Here is a 15,425-nt window from a genome sequence, read left to right on the forward strand (position 1 = left end):
GACCTCTTACAGGCTGCTGTCGGCCGAACTGTCGCGGTGCTGGCATAGTTGGGTGCTGGTCTCGTCGCTGCGGCGCTGCTCGGCGCGGCTCTCGCGCAGCTGGCCGAGCAAGGCCCGGCGCTCGACCAGGGTGTCGTAGGAGTTCAGCTTGCGGCGCTGCTCCTGCCAGTGGCGCTGGCTGTGGTTGACGTGCTGCTGCTGGGTGGCGAGCGTCTGCCCGGCGCGCTCGATGGCACCGTCCAGCGAGGCCAGGAAGGCCCGGTAGTTGTGCAGGCTGGCGGGGGCGATGCCGTTCTGCATGGCCTGCTGCAGGCCCAGACGGTATTCCTGGCGATACTGCTCGAGGGTGTTCATCTGCGCCTGCGCCTGCTGCTGGGTGCGGCGGTGGTCGGCCAGGGTTCGGCCGGCGGTCTCCAAGGCTTCCCGGGTCAGGTCGATGAGGGTATCAAGGGCGCTGGTCGTGGACATGCCGAGTCACCTGCCTTGCGCGCATGGCGTCATGGGTTGGGAATCACTGTGTTGAGCATCTGCAGCGTCTCCTCGACGCCGGCGCGTTCGTCGATGCGCTGCTGGAGGAAGCGCTCGAGCTGCGGGTGCAACTGCACCGCACGGTCCAGCTGCGGATCGTGGCCGGCGGCGTAGGCGCCGACGCTGATGAGGTCGCGGTTGCGCTGGTATTTCGAGAGCAACTGCTTGAAGTGCTGGGCCTTGCGCTGCTGCCCGCTCTCGACGATGGCGGTCATCGCCCGGCTGATCGAGGCCTCGATGTCGATGGCCGGGTAATGGCCGCTTTCCGCCAGGCTGCGGGACAGCACGATATGGCCGTCGAGGATGGCCCGCGCCGAGTCGGCGATCGGGTCCTGCTGGTCGTCGCCTTCGGTGAGTACGGTATAGAACGCGGTGATCGAGCCACCGCCGCGTGGACCGTTGCCGGTACGCTCGACCAGTTTCGGCAGCTTGGCGAACACCGATGGCGGATAGCCCTTGGTCGCCGGCGGTTCGCCGATGGCCAGGGCGATCTCGCGCTGGGCCATGGCGTAGCGGGTCAGCGAGTCCATGATCAGCAGCACATCGTGGCCAGCATCGCGGAAGTCCTCGGCCAGGCGGGTGGTGTAGGCGGCGCCGTGCAGGCGCCGTAGCGGCGAGGTGTCGGCCGGGGCGGCGACCACCACTGAGCGGCGCAGACCTTCCGCGCCGAGGATGTTGTCGATGAAGTCCTGGACCTCACGGCCGCGCTCGCCAATCAGGCCAACCACGATGACATCGGCGCAGGTGTAGCGCGCCATCATGCCGAGCAGCACCGACTTGCCGACCCCGGAGCCGGCGAACAGGCCCATGCGCTGGCCGCGGCCGACGCTGAGCAAGCCGTTGATGGCGCGGATGCCGACATCGATCTGGCGATCGATGGGCGCGCGCTTGAGCGGGTTCAGCGGCGCGCTGTGCAGGCTGGCATGGCGGGCATCGTCGAGCGGGCCCTTGCCGTCCAGCGGCTGGCCGCTGCTGTCGACGACCCGGCCGAGCAGGCGCTCGCCCAGTGGGAAGCGCCGTGCGCCGGAGCTGTCGCCGCCCTCGCAGAGGGGAAAGACGCGGGCACCGGGCTGCAGACCGCTGAGTTCCTCCAGCGGCATGAGGAACAGCCGCTCGCCGGAGAAGCCGACCACCTCGGCCTCCGCCTGCCGTTCGGCGCCGGGCGCCTGGGCGGCCAGCTCGATGCGGCAGACACCGCCCAGCGGAACGTGCAGGCCGACGGCCTCCAGCACCATGCCGGTAGCGCGCACGATGCATCCGCTACGGCGGTACGGCGGAACCTCCTCGATGCGCCGGCGCAGGCCCTCCAGGGCCTGGGACCAGCGCTGCCGGTGGAGGTCGGTGCTCATGGCCCGACGGCCTCTTCTTCGACCGTCGCAGCGCTCTGGCGCTTGCGTACCTGCCGGGCGATTCCGGCCCAGCGCGCCTCCCAGGTGGCGTCGAGTTCCCCGCTGGCGCCGCTGGCCCGGCAACCGCCGCGGGTGATCAGGGCGTCCGGTTGCAGTTTCCAGCCAGCTGCCTCCAGTTCGCCGCCGAGGTGCGTCTTGACCAGCGGCAGGTCGGCAGGATTCAGCCACAGGCGCGGCTGGCCGGTGAGTGCTGGCTCGCTGTGCAGCAGGTCGCGGATGATCGGCAGGATCTGCTCCGGCTCGGCCTTGAGGGCCTCGCCGGCCAGTTGGCGGGCGGTTGCCAGGGCGAGATCGACCAGATGTTCGGCGATCTGGCCGTCGAGCTGTTCGAGGGCCTGGGCGAAATTCCGGGACAGCGCGAGCAGTGGCTCCAGGGCTTCGCGGGTCTGCTCTTGCTGCGCCTGTTCGCCGGCCTGCCGGCCTTCCTCCACGCCGTACGCATAGCCGTCGGCCCTGCCGGCGGCGAAGCCCTCGTCGTAACCCTCGTCGTAACCCTGCCGGCTGGCGTCCTGGCGCGCCTGTTCGCGCAGGGCCTCGAACTCGGCGTTGCGTTTGGCGGCCTGCTGGCGCAGGGTCGCGAGGCGCTGGTCGTGCGGCTCCGGACGTTCCTCGCGCGGGCGGTCCAGTTCGTCCATCAGCCAGGGGCGCCACTGCTCGGGCTCGCGCGACCAGGACGGTTGGTCAGACATAGGCGTCCTCTCCGCCGCCGATCACGATCTCGCCGCTGTCGGCGAGGCGGCGGACGATCTGCAGAATGGTCTTCTGCTCGGTCTCGACCTGGGAGATGCGGATCGGTCCGCGCGCCTCCATGTCCTCCCTGAGCAGTTGGGCGGCGCGGTTCGACATGTTCGCCAGGAACTTGTCGAGCAGCGCTGGCTGGGCGCCCTTGAGGGCGATCACCAAGGAGTTGCTATCCACCTGGTTGAGGATCAGCTGGATGGCGCGGTCGTCCATCTCCAGCAGGTTCTCGAACAGGAACATCTCGTCGAGGATCTTCTGGGCGAGATCCTCGCTGTGCGCCCGCACCGTCTGGATCGCCAGCTCTTCCTGGGCGGAGTTCATCAGGTTGAGGATTTCCGCCGCGGTCCTCACGCCACCCATCTTGCTGCGTTTGAGGTTCTGGCCGTCGAGCATGCCACCGAGCACTTCGGTCAGCTCGTGCAGGGCAATGGGCTGCACGCCGCTGAAGGTAGCGATGCGCAGGATGATGTCACTACGCATGCGCTCGTCGAACAGCTCGAGCACATCAGCCGCTTGGTGGCGATCCAGGTGCACCAGGATGGTGGCGATGATCTGTGGATGCTCGTCGCGGATCAGCTCGGCGACCGTCGAGGCCTCCATCAGGTTCAGCTTGTCGATGCCGCTGCCGGTATTGTTGGTTTCGAGGATGTCATCGATCAGGCTGGCCGCCCGTTCGCTGCCGAGCGCCTTGGTCAGCACGGCGCGGATGTGTTCGCTGGACTGGATGTTGATGGCGGCGTACTGCTCGGTTTCGTCCATGAACTCTTCCAGCACCTGGCGCATCTCTTCGTGGGAGACCTGGCTGAGGCGGGCCATTTCCATGCCGACTGCCTGCACTTCCTGGTTGGGCAGGTACTTGAAGACCTCGGCTGCACTGTCCTCGTCGAGGGACAGCAGAAGAATGGCGCTGCGCCGCGCACCGCTCATGTCAGTCATTCTTCTTTATCCATCCTCTGATGATCATGGCGACCAGGCGGGGATCTTCGCTGGCCATTTCGCGCAGGCTCTGCAGGTTGTGTTCGTAGATGGAGGATTTGCGCCGCAGACTGTGCGTGGCCGGCCGCTCGCGACCCTCCTCGTCCTGCGGTCCGGCGAGTGCCGGCTGAGCCGCGGCGAGGGCCTCGGCCCTGGCGGCAGCCTGCGCTTCGAGGGTCTGGGCATGGCGGCGCTTCAGCGGGCGGAGGACCAGCAGCCAGAGCAGCAGGGCTATGAAGGCCACCAGCAGGTAGCGCGACAGGCTCGCGGCCAGGTTGTAGAACTCCGGCGTCTTCCACCACTCCGCAGCTTCGATGCCGTCCGCCGTTTCGGCAAACGGGCTGTTCATGATTTCCAGTTCGTCGCCTCGGCTGGCAGAGAAGCCCATGGCCTGGCGCACCAGGCGGTCGATCTGCGCCAGCTCCTCCGGGGTCAGGGGCTCGCGGACCCGCTGGTCGTCCTTGACGGTGCCGCGGTAGTTGACCACCACGGCGGCGGACAGGCGCTGGATGCTGCCGCGCTGGTACTGCACGTGCTCGACGCTGCGGTCGACCTCGTAATTGATCATGTTGTCGCGGCGCAGGGACGCGGGGGTGGCCGGTTCGGCCTTTCCGGCCTTTTCGGCCTCTTCGCCGGCCTTCGGGGCGGCGGCCTCGCCGGTCTCCGTCCTGGCTGGCGGCGCCGGCGGCGAATTCGGCGGACTGTTGGTGAGGGCGCCGGGTACGCCACGCCCCAGCTCTCCGGGACCGGCCTGGTCTTCCGACAGTTGCTGGCTGCGGATCGCCGCTGCGCCCTGCTGCTGGTTCGGCGCGTAGCGCTCGGCGGTCTGTTCGCGGCTGGCGAGGTCGATCTGTGCCACTACCTGGGCGCGGACGTTCTGCGCGCCGAGGATCGGCGCCAGGATGTTCTCGATGCGGCGCTGGTAGGAGCGTTCGACTTCGTCGATATAGCTCAGCTGGCTGCCATCCAGGTCGCGGGCATCCCTGGATTGGGACAGCAGGCGACCGTTCTGGTCGATTACAGTCACCGCATCGACCGGCAGGCCGGGAACGCTGGAGGACACCAGATGGACGATGGCGCTGACCTGGCTGTCTCCAAGCTCCCGCCCCGGCTGCAGGTTGAGCACCACCGATGCCCTGGCCGGTTCGCGCTCGCGGACGAACACCGACTGTTTGGCCATCGCCAAGTGCACGCGGGCCCGCGCCACCGGGCCGAGGGACTCGATGGAGCGGGCCAACTCGCCTTCCAGGCCGCGCTGGAAGTTGATCTGCTCGGCGAACTGGCTGACGCCGAAGGCTTGGCTGTCGAGCAGTTCGAAACCGACGTTGCCACCTTGTGGCAGCCCCTGTTCGGCCAGCTGCAGGCGCAGGCTGTGCATTTGTTCGGCCGGCACCAACAGCGCCTGGCCGCCCTCGCTTAGGCGATAGGGGATCGCGCGCTTTTCCAGCTCGGCGATGATGCGACCACCGTCGGCCTCGCTGAGGTTGGCATAGAGCACCCGATACTCGGGCTGACGGGCCCAGAGCAGCAGGGCGGTGACGATGGCCAACACCGCGGCGCCGGCGAGCAGCAGCGGCAGTTGTGGCCGGCTGTGCAGCTGGGCGAGCAGGCGGGGGGCGAGAGGTCGCTCCGGCAGGGTGCCTGGAATGCTGCCCAGCCCTTGGGCTGCGACAGTCACAAGTGCCTCCGGCAGATGGAAGGGGGCGGTACGAAAGACATTGCAGAGTCCGGTTCCGGGGTTGTGTCGCATGCGTTCCCAGGTAATGCGGCTCGCGGGTGACGAGCTGCAGGAGGCGGGGACGGTTTTGGGCGAGCACTATTATTCCGGCGTGCGCTGGCGCCTAAAGGTCCAAAAAGCCGGTGCTTTTATGGCTAATTGCCAGCTTGCCGGGGGAGGCGGGATTGTTAGGCTTGCCGCCGATTCGCGCAGTCCCCCTTGTTTCGTTCAGGCCATGCTCATGAGTTCGTTCGCCATCCAGTCCGCCCTGCAGCAGATGCAGATTCTTGCCAGTCAAGCCGCCGGTGCTGCCGGCAAGGGGTCGCAGCTGGAGGAGGGGCTGGCGGTGGGGAGCTTCTCCGGCGAGTTGCAGGCCGCGATCCGTCGCATCGACCGGCTGCAGCAGGCGGCCAGCTCCAAGGCCGATGCCTTCCAGGCCGGCGATCCGGGTGTGGCCCTGAACGATGTGATGGTCGATATGCAGAAGGCTAGCATCGCCTTCCAGATGGGCGTACAGGTGCGCAACCGTCTGGTTTCCGCCTACAAGGATGTGATGAACATGCAGGTCTGAGGCAGGCGGACAGCGGAGGCTAAAGTCTGGCTTGGTGGGGCCGATACTCTCTATGTCGCAAACGAATCCCGGTTTTCGCGCAGCCCTCTGACGGTTCCGGAGGAGCTCGCGCCGCTACATGAAGGACAGACATGGCTAGCATCTCATCACTGGGCGTTGGTTCAGGACTCGATCTGACCGGCTTGCTGGATCAGCTCAAGTCGGCCGAGCGCCTGAAACTGACGTCCATCAGCGAGCAGCAGAACACCATCGAGAGCAAGATTTCCGCCTTCGGCCGCCTGCAGGGCGCCCTGACCAGCTTGCAGAGCGCGGTCAAGGAGCTCGCCACGGCCTCCACCTACCAGGGACAGACCAGCCGCATCAGCGGCAGCGGCGTGGGCGTGGCGGTGACCGCCGATGCAGTGCCGGGCAGCTACCAGGTACAGGCGACTCAGCTGGCCCAGGCGCAGAGTCTGGCGACAAGCGGGGTGACCGACAAGACGGCGGCCCTGGGCGTCGGTACCCTGACCATCGAAATCGGCGGCGAGCCGCTGGAGATCGAGGTGGGTGCCGGCAACAATTCCTTGGAGGGCATTCGCGACGCGATCAATGCCGCGGGCGGCGGTGTCACCGCCTCCATCGTCAACGACGGCAGCGGCACCCCCTATCGTCTGGTGTTCACCGCCAAGGCCACCGGCACCGAGGCGGCCATGACGGTGAGCTTCGACGATGGGGCGAGCGGTACCGGCGATCAGCTAAACGCGTTGCTCAACCCCTACGATGCGACTACCAATCCGACCGGCTTTGAGGAAACCGTCGCGGCCAAGGATGCACTGCTCACGGTCAACGGCATCCCCATCAGCAGCCAGAGCAATACGGTCGAAGGCGCCCTGCAGGGGGTAACCCTGACCCTCTCCGCTACCGGCGATGTGCAGACCCTGACCGTCGAGCGCGACACTGCGTCGATCAATTCGGCCATCACCAGCTTCGTCAGCGCCTTCAACTCCCTGGACAGCACTACTGACAGCCTCACCGCGTTCGATGCCGATAGCGGCGCGGCCGGGCTGCTGCTCGGCGACTCGACCCTGCGCGGGGTGCAGGGACGGTTGCGCCAGGCGATCACCAGCGGCCTCACTGAGGGTACCTATCGCTATCTGTCGGATCTGGGCATTTCCCTGCAGCTCGACGGTACCCTGAAGGTCGACGACAGCAAACTGAACAAGGCGCTCGAAGGCGATGTTTCGGCGCTCGGCGCGCTGTTCGTCGGCACTGCCGACGAACCGGGTCTGGCTGCCAAGCTGAACACTTCGCTGACCGACATCCTGGGCGCCAAGGGGGGCATCAGCAATGCCATTGCGGGGCTCGAATCGCGCAGTGAGGCTCTGGACGAGCGTTATGCCCGCCTGGAAAGCAGCATCGAAACTACCATCGAGCGTTATCGGGTGCAGTTCTCCGCGCTCGACACCCTGGTCGCCCAGATGAACTCGACCAGTACCTATCTGACCCAGCAGTTCGACGCCCTGAGCGCGATGCTGGGCAGCTCGTAAGCAAGAGGGGGGATTGACGTGGCTGTCATGCGCGGGGCCAGTGCCTATGCCAGGGTGGGGGTTGAGACTGGGGTCATGTCTGCCTCTCCGCACCAGTTGATCGTGATGCTGTTCGATGGTGCCCACGCTGCGATCCGGGCGGCCCGGCTGCACATGCAGGCAGGTAACGTCGCGGAGAGGGGCAAGGCCATTTCCAAGGCGATCGATATTGTCAACAAGGGGTTGCTGGCCGCTCTGGACCATGAGCGCGGCGGAGAGTTGGCCGGACGGTTGGAGCAGCTCTACGACTATGTGTCGCGGCTGCTGCTGCAGGCCAACTTGCGCAACGACGAGCGCAGTCTGGACGAGGCCTCGGCCCTGCTGGAGCAGATCGGCTCCGCCTGGCGGGAAGTCGGCCCCCAGGCAGGGGGAGGCCGATCATGAATGGAGGTTGGCAACTCATCGAGTCCTACGAACTGCTTCTGCAGCAGTCGAAAAGCATGCTGGAGCTGGCCCGTCGTGGCGACTGGGCTGCTCTGCTGCAGAAAAAGTCCTGTGGGTTGATCGATGCCGAAAAACTGCGGCAGCTGGAAGTCCGGGCCTCTCTCGATCGCCGGGAGCAGCTGCGCAAGGTGGAGTTGCTGGAGCAGATTCTCGCGCTGGATGCGGAGATTCGTACGCATCTGCTGACGCGGCGAGATGAGCTCGGCCGGCTGATCCTGAGTTCGCGCCGCCAGCGCGAGCTGAATCGTACCTATCGTCCTGCCGTGGGTGCATCGATGATGTACCAGGCTGCCGAGTGCGTTGACAAAGACTTGCCGTGAGCGGGATCACCCCTCTGCTTGACAGTCTGTTGCATCAGGTGTTGGGCAAACCGGCCGATCTGCCTGCGGCAAGGCAGGACGGGCGGCCGGTCGAGCCGATCGCCCCGGATGGTGCGGCGCGTGTGGTGCACAGCGATTCCCGTCTGGATGCGCGCAGTCCCCGGCTGCTGTCGCCGCTGTTGCAGACTCCGCAACGTGGCGATGAGGCGGCTCCCCGCCCGTCGCCCCCAGCAGGGCCGGCGGGGGCGGTTTCCGCCTCGACCCAGCTCAGCCCGGCGGCGCGCACCATTGCCGATGTGCTCCTCGAACACCCGCCGCAACCCTCGGCGATCACGCCGGGCACCCCTTTGTTCTCCTCCGTCGGCACCCCTCCTGTCGCCACCCTGCTCGCCGCCCTGCTCAGGCAAAGCATCGGCGAGAGCGGGCTCTTCTACGAGGCGCACTTGGCGCGCTGGTATCGCGGTGAACTGCCGCTGCAGGCGTTGGCGCGCGAGCCGCAGATGGGGGGCTGGCTGCCCCCGGGCGAGGGCGTTGCAGCCTCGCCGCGCGCGGGTGGCGGCGTGCCACCTCCTGTGCCGATGCCTGGCATGCCAGGGGCTGCGGACAGTGAGTCGCTGCCGGCCGAGATGCTGCCCGCCGCGCCTTCCTCGATCCGTGCCGAGGAGGCTCTTCAGACCGGGGCGGCGCTTTCACAGGAGCAACTGCAAGGCCTGGTTCGCCATCAATTGGAGTTGCTGGTCAATCCGGCCCTGCGTTGGGAAGGCGAAGCCTGGCCGGGCTTGTTCATGTCCCTGCTCGTGCAGGCGCCGGAAGCGGACCGGCAGGACTCGGTTCGACAGGATAAGGGTGGGGGCACGGCTGTGCAGGAGGGGTCGGAGTGGTGCCTGCGGCTGGATCTGGAGTTGCCCGGGCACGGTACGCTGCGAATGGAGGCCTGGCTGGGGGCGCAGTCCTTGTCGTTGACGATGGTCACCGCTTCGGAGGCCCTGCTCGATTATTTTTCGCGTACCGGCCAGCTCTTGCGGGAACGTATCGGGCAGTGCTGTCCTGGTGAGCTCAAATTGCGCTGCCTCGATGCGCGGCAGGCCGCGGAGACTGAGGATGAGTGAGGAGCGGAGCGGCCAGGACGCGCAGGGGGGGCGCCGGCAGGCGCTGGCACTGGCCTATGGCGAGGGGGATGGGGCGCCGCGGGTGGTGGCCAAGGGATATGGGCAGTTGGCCGAGCGCATCGTTGCCGAGGCGCAACGTCAGGGCGTTCCGGTGCATGCCGCGCCGGAACTGGTCGGCCTGCTCATGCAGGTGGAACTGGATGCGCAGATTCCGCCACAGCTCTACCAGGTGGTAGCCGAACTGCTGGTCTGGGTCTATGGCCTCGAGGCGGCTCGTCGTGAGCCTGTCGATTGAGGGCGCAAGAGCGTCCTGCCTTCCATGGATAACTTTGCCCGGCCTGATAGGGTGGATACAGCTGCAGCATGATAAAGTTCAAAAAATGACGCTCCGCTCGTCGGTTTTTTTGACGCTGTTCACAATTGCCTCGCCAGCCATTTCTAGTGCGATGATTTTTCGGAAATCTTCATAGGGCGTTCCGCGTTCAGGAGTGCTTGTCGTTAGGAGTTTCAGGGGTGCCAATGGTTGCCGATAGCCTCATCGAAGAGATTCAGGATTTGAATCTCACTTATCTGCTGCTGGTGCAGCGGCTGTTACGCAAGGATCGCGCTACTGCCATTTTTCGTTTGAAACTGAGCGACGAGATGGCCAACTTGCTGGCAGGGTTATCGGGCAAGCAGCTGATGCAGCTGGCACGTACCAATCAGTTGATCTGTCGGCCGGGCTTCGAGGATGCCGGGCAGTTGACGAAGGTTCTGAACAATTCCCGCGAGCCGGGGCTGGCACGGCTCCATGCGACCTTGCTGATGGTTTCCGCCGATCAACCGGCGGAGCGGGTTGGGAATGCCGAGCGATGACGGAGAAGAGTCTGGTCAACGAAATGCTCCAGGTGCAGCTGGCCATCGAGCTGATCGAGCTGGGGGCTCGCCTGCAGGTCCTGGAAACCGAGACCGATCTCAGTCGGGGCCGGCTGATCCGCTTGTACAAGGAGTTGCGGGGCGTGTCGCCGCCGAAGGGCATGCTGCCTTTTTCCACCGACTGGTTCGTCACCTGGCTGCCAAATATCCATTCCTCGCTGTTCTACGGGATCTATCGCAACCTGCTGGAGAATTGCGGCTGCGAGCGGATGGAGGCGTTCGTCAAGGCGTTCCGTCTCTATCTCGAGCAGGTTGGTCTGGATGATGCCGAATTCGTCCTTGGCTTAACCCGGGCCTGGACGCTGGTGCGTTTCTTCGAGAGTGAAATGCTCGAAATGATCCGCTGCACCTCTTGTGGGGGAGCGTTCGTGGCCCATGCCCATGCGCCGGCTCGGGATTTCGTCTGTGGCATCTGCCAGCCGCCCTCGCGTGCCGGCAAGACGCGCAAGCGGCGGGAAATCGAGCTGCGGATGGCAGTCGACGAGCCGGTGCTGCCGGGGCTCTGCGCCAAGGGCTGACTCCAGCCGGCGGTCCTCCTTCCGCTTCCTCATGTTCGTAGCTCGTCAGGTTCTGTCGGTCCCCGCAACAGCGGGGGCCGGCAAAGTTTTCCGGAAAGCCCTCAAGCATTGCACCGTCCTGCCGATATCCCGGATACCGCTTCTCTCTGGAAGGACGCGCCTGTGCTGATCGCTCTAGGACTCATCGTTGTCATGTTCTCGGTATTCGGCGGCTACGCGCTGTCCGGCGGCAGTCTGGGGCCGCTGTTTCAGCCCTTCGAGCTGCTCATCATCGCCGGGGCCGGACTGGGAGCCTTTATCGCTGCCAACAATGGCAAGACCATCAAGGCCACGCTGGGAAGCTTTTCCCGCCTCAGGCGTGCCAACGGCTACGATAAGGCGCTCTACATGGAGCTGATGTCATTGCTGTTCAACCTGCTGAGCAAGACCCGGCGTGACGGCATGCTGGCTATCGAGAAGGACATCGACAGCCCGGACGACAGCGCATTGTTCGCCGCATATCCCAAGGTCGTGCAGGATCCGATGATCATTGGTTTTCTCACCGACTACCTGCGGCTGATGGTCAGCGGCAACACCTCGCCCCATGAGATCGACGAACTGATGATCCATGAGATCGAGGAGTTCGAGCATGAGGTGCATTTGCCGGTCGATGCCATGAACAAGGTCAGCGATGCGCTGCCGGCCTTCGGCATCGTGGCCGCCGTCATGGGGGTGGTGAAGGCGCTGAGCATGGCGGATGCCGACCCGGACGAGATGGGGCAGATGATTGCCCATGCGTTGGTCGGCACCTTCCTGGGCATCCTGCTGGCGTATGGGATGGTCGCTCCGCTGGCCAGCCGCGTCGATCGCCAGGTAGGCGAGGCGGTGAAGATGCTGCAGTGCATGCGCGTCACCCTGCTGGCCAGCCTCAATGGCTACGCGCCTCAGCTGGCCGTCGAGTTCGGTCGCAAGGCTCTGCATACCGCCGAGCGCCCCAGCGCCACAGAGCTCGAGGAGCATGTGCGCAACAGCAAAAGCTCCGGAGCCGACAGTGCATGAATGATCGTCCTGTCATAATCCGGCGCAAGAAGAAGGCAGCCCATGGCCATCATGGTGGTGCTTGGAAGATCGCTTTTGCCGACTTCATGACGGCGCTGATGGCCCTGTTCCTGGTGCTCTGGATGCTCGCCGGCGCCGGTCAGGAGCAGCGGGCCGCGGTCGCTGAATATTTCCGCACCCCGCTCGTGGTGGCCCTGATGGGGGGCGACCGTGAGGGGGCCAGCGAGAACGTCATTCCCGGCGGTGGTCCCGACCCGAGCTTCGCCGAGGGCGAGCGCAGTCGCGTCGACCCGCGCCAGGAGTCGCGGCGGGTCGACGAGCAGGAGCGCGCACGCCTGCAAAAACTGGAGAGGCGCATCAAGGCAGCATTGACGGTCGATCCGATACTCAAGGAGCTCAAGGATCAGATCCTCATCGACCTCACGCCTGAAGGGCTGCGCATCCAACTGGTGGATACCGAGCAGCGGCCCATGTTCGAGATCGGCAGTGCCCGGGTCGCTCCCTATATGCGCACCCTGTTGCGTACCCTCGCGCCCATGCTCAACGAGCTGCCCAACCGCATCCAGATCACCGGGCACACCGACAGCCGTCCCTATGCCGGAGGCGAGGCGGGATACAGCAATTGGGAGTTGTCCGCCGAGCGTGCCAATGCCTCCCGGCGCGAGCTGGTCGGCGGCGGGCTGGCTTCCGAAAAACTGTTGCGCGCCTCGGGAATGTCCGACCGCATCCCTTTCCAGGGGGCCGGGCCGAACGATGCCGCCAACCGGCGCATCGCCGTGATCGTCCTCGACAGCCGCATCGCCGATGCGATTCTCGATCAGCGAGAGTACGGCCCTATGCCGGTCATGCCCGCAACCGAAAAGCCCGCCGATGTCGCGGCGCCTGATGCCGCCCGCGGCTTCGGCAGCCGAGAGGCCAGGCCTTAACCAACCACTGCCAGGGTGCCTACATGGATATCACCGATTTCTACGACACCTTTTTCGAGGAGGCCGCAGAACTACTGGAAGATATGGAGCGCCATCTGCTGGAGCTGGATATCGAGGCTCCCGATCCGGAGCAGCTCAATGCCATTTTCCGCGCCGCCCACTCGATCAAGGGAGGCGCCGGCACGTTCGGCTTCGACGTACTGCAACGGACCACCCACATCTTCGAGAACATTCTCGACCATCTGCGGCGCGGCGAGCTGAAGCTGCGCCGCGACATCGTTGACACCTTCCTGGAAACCAAGGACATGCTGCAAGACCAGCTAGCCGCCTATCGCAACGGCAGCGAACCTGACCCCGAGGCATTTGCGCGTATCTGTCAAACCTTGCAGCAGATGGCCATGGATGAACTCGGCAAGCAAGGGGCGGAGGTTGCGATCCAGGCTCCGACCCCGGCTCCAGCCGCCGAGCCGGCCCCGCCGCCCGTGCCGGATACAGCGAAGGACCCGGCGGGTGAGGAGGGGAGCAAGCGGTTGAGCGTGGTTCTGCTCGGCGTCGCCGAAAAGGACCGCGAGCTGTTGATCGAGGAGCTCAGGCATTTCGGCAGCATCCTCGGACAGGCCGGCGATGCCCGGCGTTACGAAGTGGAGCTGGCCACTGGCGAGAGCGCCGATGACATCGAGGCCGTGCTCTGCTTCGTGGTCGAGCCCGAACAGCTGGAGATCCACGCGTTCGCCGCGGCTCCGCAGGTGGCGGTACAGGAAGAGGGTACCGAGCCTGAGCCAGGCGAGCCTGTCCCGCCTGCTGGGGAGAAACAGGCTCCGGCCACAGTGGTCGCGGTTCCGGCTCCTGGTGCTGCGGCTTCCCAGCCTTGCCCGGCTGCCCCGGGCAAGGCGCCGGCCAGTAACGAGTCCACCACCCTGCGCGTGCCGGTGACCAAGGTCGACCAGATCATCAATCTGGTGGGCGAGCTGGTGATCACCCAGTCGATGCTCGACCAGATGCTCGGCCGGCTGGATGGCGCCATGCACAGCGAACTGGTCAACGGCATTGCCCTCTTGCAGCGCAATGCCCGCGACCTGCAGGAGGCGGTGATGTCCATCCGCATGGTGCCGATGGATTTCGTGTTCAGCCGTTTTCCGCGACAGGTGCACGACCTGGCGGCCAAACTGGGCAAGGAGGTCGAACTGGTCACCGTCGGCAAGTCCACCGAATTGGACAAGAGCCTGGTGGAGCGCATCGTCGACCCGTTGAACCACTTGGTGCGCAACAGCCTCGACCACGGCCTCGAGTCGCCCGAGGTGCGCGAGGCCGCGGGCAAGCCGCGTACCGGGCGCCTGACCCTGTCGGCGCAGCATCAGGGCGGCAACATCCTGATCGACGTCAGCGACGACGGCGCTGGCCTCAACCGTGACAGGTTGCTGGCCAAGGCACGCAGCAACGGCCTACCGGTTTCCGACGGTATGAGCGACGACGAGGTCTGGCAACTGATCTTCGCCCCCGGCTTCTCCACCGCCGAGGTGGTCAGCGACGTTTCCGGACGGGGCGTCGGCATGGATGTGGTCAGGCGCAACATCCAGTCGCTCGGCGGGCACGTGCAGATCCTTTCGCGCCAGGGCCAGGGCACCACCACCCGCATCGTCCTGCCGCTGACCCTGGCGATCCTCGATGGCATGTCGATCCGTGCCGGTGAGGAAATCTTCATCCTGCCGCTGAATGCCGTGATCGAGTCCCTGCAGCCGCGCAGCGAGGATATCTACGCGATGGCCGGCGCCGACCAACTGCTCAAGGTGCGCGACGAGTACCTGCCGCTGCTACCGCTGCACCGGGTCTTCGGCATTCCTCGTGCACGTACCCGGCCCAGCGAATGCATCGCCGTGATCGTCCAGGGCGAGGGTACCCGCTGCGCCCTGCTGGTGGACGAGCTGGTCGGCCAGCAGCAGGTGGTGGTGAAGAATCTGGAAACCAATTACCGCAAGGTGCCGGGCGTCTCTGCCGCGACCATCCTCGGCGATGGCAGCGTGTCGCTGATTCTCGACATCGCCGATTTGCAACGCCTCAACCGTAGACAGGGCGCCGTCCGTCAAGAACGTACGGCCGCAACCGACGAACAGGAGCCGATGTTGTCATGACCACCTTCAAGCAAGCCGATCTGGCGGCTGCCATCGCCGATACCCATACCCGCGAATTTCTGGTGTTCTCGCTGGGCAGCGAGGAGTACGCCATCGATATCCTCAAGGCCCAGGAAATCCGCAGCTACGAGAATGTCACGCGGATCGCCAATACCCCGGACTTCATCAAGGGCGTGACCAACCTGCGGGGGGTGATCGTGCCCATCGTCGATCTGCGCATCAAGTTCCACCTCGACCGCGTCGAGTATGGCGGGCAGACAGTGGTCATCGTGGTCAACGTCGAAGGGCGCATCGTCGGCGTGGTGGTCGATGGGGTTTCCGATGTGATCAGCCTGCCCCCCGAGCAGATCAAGCCGGCGCCCGACTTCAGTCTGTCGCTGTCTTCCGACTACCTCTGCGGTCTGGCGAGCATCGGTGAGCGCATGCTGGTGCTGGTCGATATCGACAAACTGCTGACCAGCGAGGAAATGGCGCTGGTGGAGAAGACCGTGGCCTGAAACGGAGCCTCTCCGGCTCACCG

Annotated in this window: 17 protein-coding genes; 12 read left to right on the forward strand and 5 right to left on the reverse strand. The window is 65.5% G+C overall.

Annotated features, from left to right (window positions below):
- Window positions 1–6: 6 nt before the first annotated feature.
- The 5 genes from fliJ to fliF are packed head-to-tail and all read right to left on the reverse strand — an operon-like array spanning window position 7 to window position 5,331.
- Window positions 7–468, reverse strand: coding sequence for a flagellar export protein FliJ (gene fliJ, locus ACYVD0_RS17865; protein WP_460428061.1), 462 nt, complete (start codon window positions 466–468; stop codon window positions 7–9).
- A gap of 29 nt (window positions 469–497) precedes the next feature.
- The gene (gene fliI, locus ACYVD0_RS17870; RefSeq protein WP_460428062.1) at window positions 498–1,877 is read right to left on the reverse strand and encodes a FliI/YscN family ATPase; all 1,380 of its coding nucleotides are present in this window, start codon (window positions 1,875–1,877) and stop codon (window positions 498–500) included.
- Window positions 1,874–2,626 carry a flagellar assembly protein FliH gene (fliH, locus tag ACYVD0_RS17875; protein WP_460428063.1) on the reverse strand — a complete coding sequence of 251 codons (753 nt, stop codon included), beginning with the start codon at window positions 2,624–2,626 and terminating at the stop codon, window positions 1,874–1,876. Before fliH ends, fliI begins: the two co-directional genes overlap by 4 nt.
- Window positions 2,619–3,614 carry a flagellar motor switch protein FliG gene (fliG, locus tag ACYVD0_RS17880; protein ID WP_460428064.1) on the reverse strand — a complete coding sequence of 332 codons (996 nt, stop codon included), beginning with the start codon at window positions 3,612–3,614 and terminating at the stop codon, window positions 2,619–2,621. Before fliG ends, fliH begins: the two co-directional genes overlap by 8 nt.
- Window positions 3,607–5,331, reverse strand: a complete 1,725-nt coding sequence (fliF, locus tag ACYVD0_RS17885; RefSeq protein ID WP_460428065.1) for a flagellar basal-body MS-ring/collar protein FliF — start codon at window positions 5,329–5,331, stop codon at window positions 3,607–3,609. The genes fliG and fliF overlap by 8 nt, the downstream gene beginning before the upstream one ends.
- A 70-nt stretch (window positions 5,332–5,401) precedes the next feature.
- Between fliF and fliE the strand changes: the two genes are divergently transcribed.
- From fliE to ACYVD0_RS17945, 12 genes are all read left to right on the forward strand, one after another.
- Entirely contained in the window at window positions 5,402–5,941 is a 540-nt protein-coding gene (gene fliE, locus ACYVD0_RS17890) for a flagellar hook-basal body complex protein FliE (RefSeq protein ID WP_460428066.1), read from the forward strand.
- A 131-nt stretch (window positions 5,942–6,072) separates the two neighbouring features.
- Window positions 6,073–7,467: a flagellar filament capping protein FliD gene (gene fliD / locus ACYVD0_RS17895; protein ID WP_460428067.1), complete on the forward strand. Its 1,395-nt coding sequence runs from the start codon at window positions 6,073–6,075 to the stop codon at window positions 7,465–7,467.
- A gap of 27 nt (window positions 7,468–7,494) precedes the next feature.
- Complete coding sequence (gene fliS / locus ACYVD0_RS17900; protein ID WP_460428101.1) at window positions 7,495–7,890, forward strand: flagellar export chaperone FliS; 396 nt, start codon at window positions 7,495–7,497, stop codon at window positions 7,888–7,890.
- 56 nt (window positions 7,891–7,946) lie between these two features.
- Window positions 7,947–8,270 (forward strand): flagellar protein FliT, encoded by a 324-nt coding sequence (locus ACYVD0_RS17905; protein ID WP_460428068.1) that lies wholly within the window; start codon window positions 7,947–7,949, stop codon window positions 8,268–8,270.
- Window positions 8,267–9,379, forward strand: a complete 1,113-nt coding sequence (locus ACYVD0_RS17910) for a hypothetical protein (RefSeq protein WP_460428069.1) — start codon at window positions 8,267–8,269, stop codon at window positions 9,377–9,379. The genes ACYVD0_RS17905 and ACYVD0_RS17910 overlap by 4 nt, the downstream gene beginning before the upstream one ends.
- Window positions 9,372–9,674 (forward strand): EscU/YscU/HrcU family type III secretion system export apparatus switch protein, encoded by a 303-nt coding sequence (locus tag ACYVD0_RS17915; RefSeq protein ID WP_460428070.1) that lies wholly within the window; start codon window positions 9,372–9,374, stop codon window positions 9,672–9,674. Before ACYVD0_RS17910 ends, ACYVD0_RS17915 begins: the two co-directional genes overlap by 8 nt.
- 224 nt (window positions 9,675–9,898) lie before the next feature.
- Window positions 9,899–10,234: a flagellar transcriptional regulator FlhD gene (gene flhD / locus ACYVD0_RS17920; RefSeq protein WP_460428102.1), complete on the forward strand. Its 336-nt coding sequence runs from the start codon at window positions 9,899–9,901 to the stop codon at window positions 10,232–10,234.
- On the forward strand, window positions 10,231–10,812 hold the full coding sequence (gene flhC / locus ACYVD0_RS17925) for a flagellar transcriptional regulator FlhC (protein ID WP_460428071.1): 582 nt from the start codon (window positions 10,231–10,233) through the stop codon (window positions 10,810–10,812). Before flhD ends, flhC begins: the two co-directional genes overlap by 4 nt.
- A 162-nt stretch (window positions 10,813–10,974) precedes the next feature.
- Window positions 10,975–11,850 carry a flagellar motor stator protein MotA gene (motA, locus tag ACYVD0_RS17930; protein WP_460428072.1) on the forward strand — a complete coding sequence of 292 codons (876 nt, stop codon included), beginning with the start codon at window positions 10,975–10,977 and terminating at the stop codon, window positions 11,848–11,850.
- Window positions 11,847–12,776, forward strand: a complete 930-nt coding sequence (motB, locus tag ACYVD0_RS17935; RefSeq protein ID WP_460428073.1) for a flagellar motor protein MotB — start codon at window positions 11,847–11,849, stop codon at window positions 12,774–12,776. Before motA ends, motB begins: the two co-directional genes overlap by 4 nt.
- A gap of 23 nt (window positions 12,777–12,799) precedes the next feature.
- Window positions 12,800–14,905, forward strand: coding sequence for a chemotaxis protein CheA (gene cheA / locus ACYVD0_RS17940; protein WP_460428074.1), 2,106 nt, complete (start codon window positions 12,800–12,802; stop codon window positions 14,903–14,905).
- Window positions 14,902–15,402, forward strand: coding sequence for a CheW domain-containing protein (locus ACYVD0_RS17945; protein ID WP_460428075.1), 501 nt, complete (start codon window positions 14,902–14,904; stop codon window positions 15,400–15,402). Before cheA ends, ACYVD0_RS17945 begins: the two co-directional genes overlap by 4 nt.
- The last annotated feature ends 23 nt before the right edge of the window (window positions 15,403–15,425 follow it).

Source organism: Azotobacter armeniacus (genome assembly GCF_054779355.1).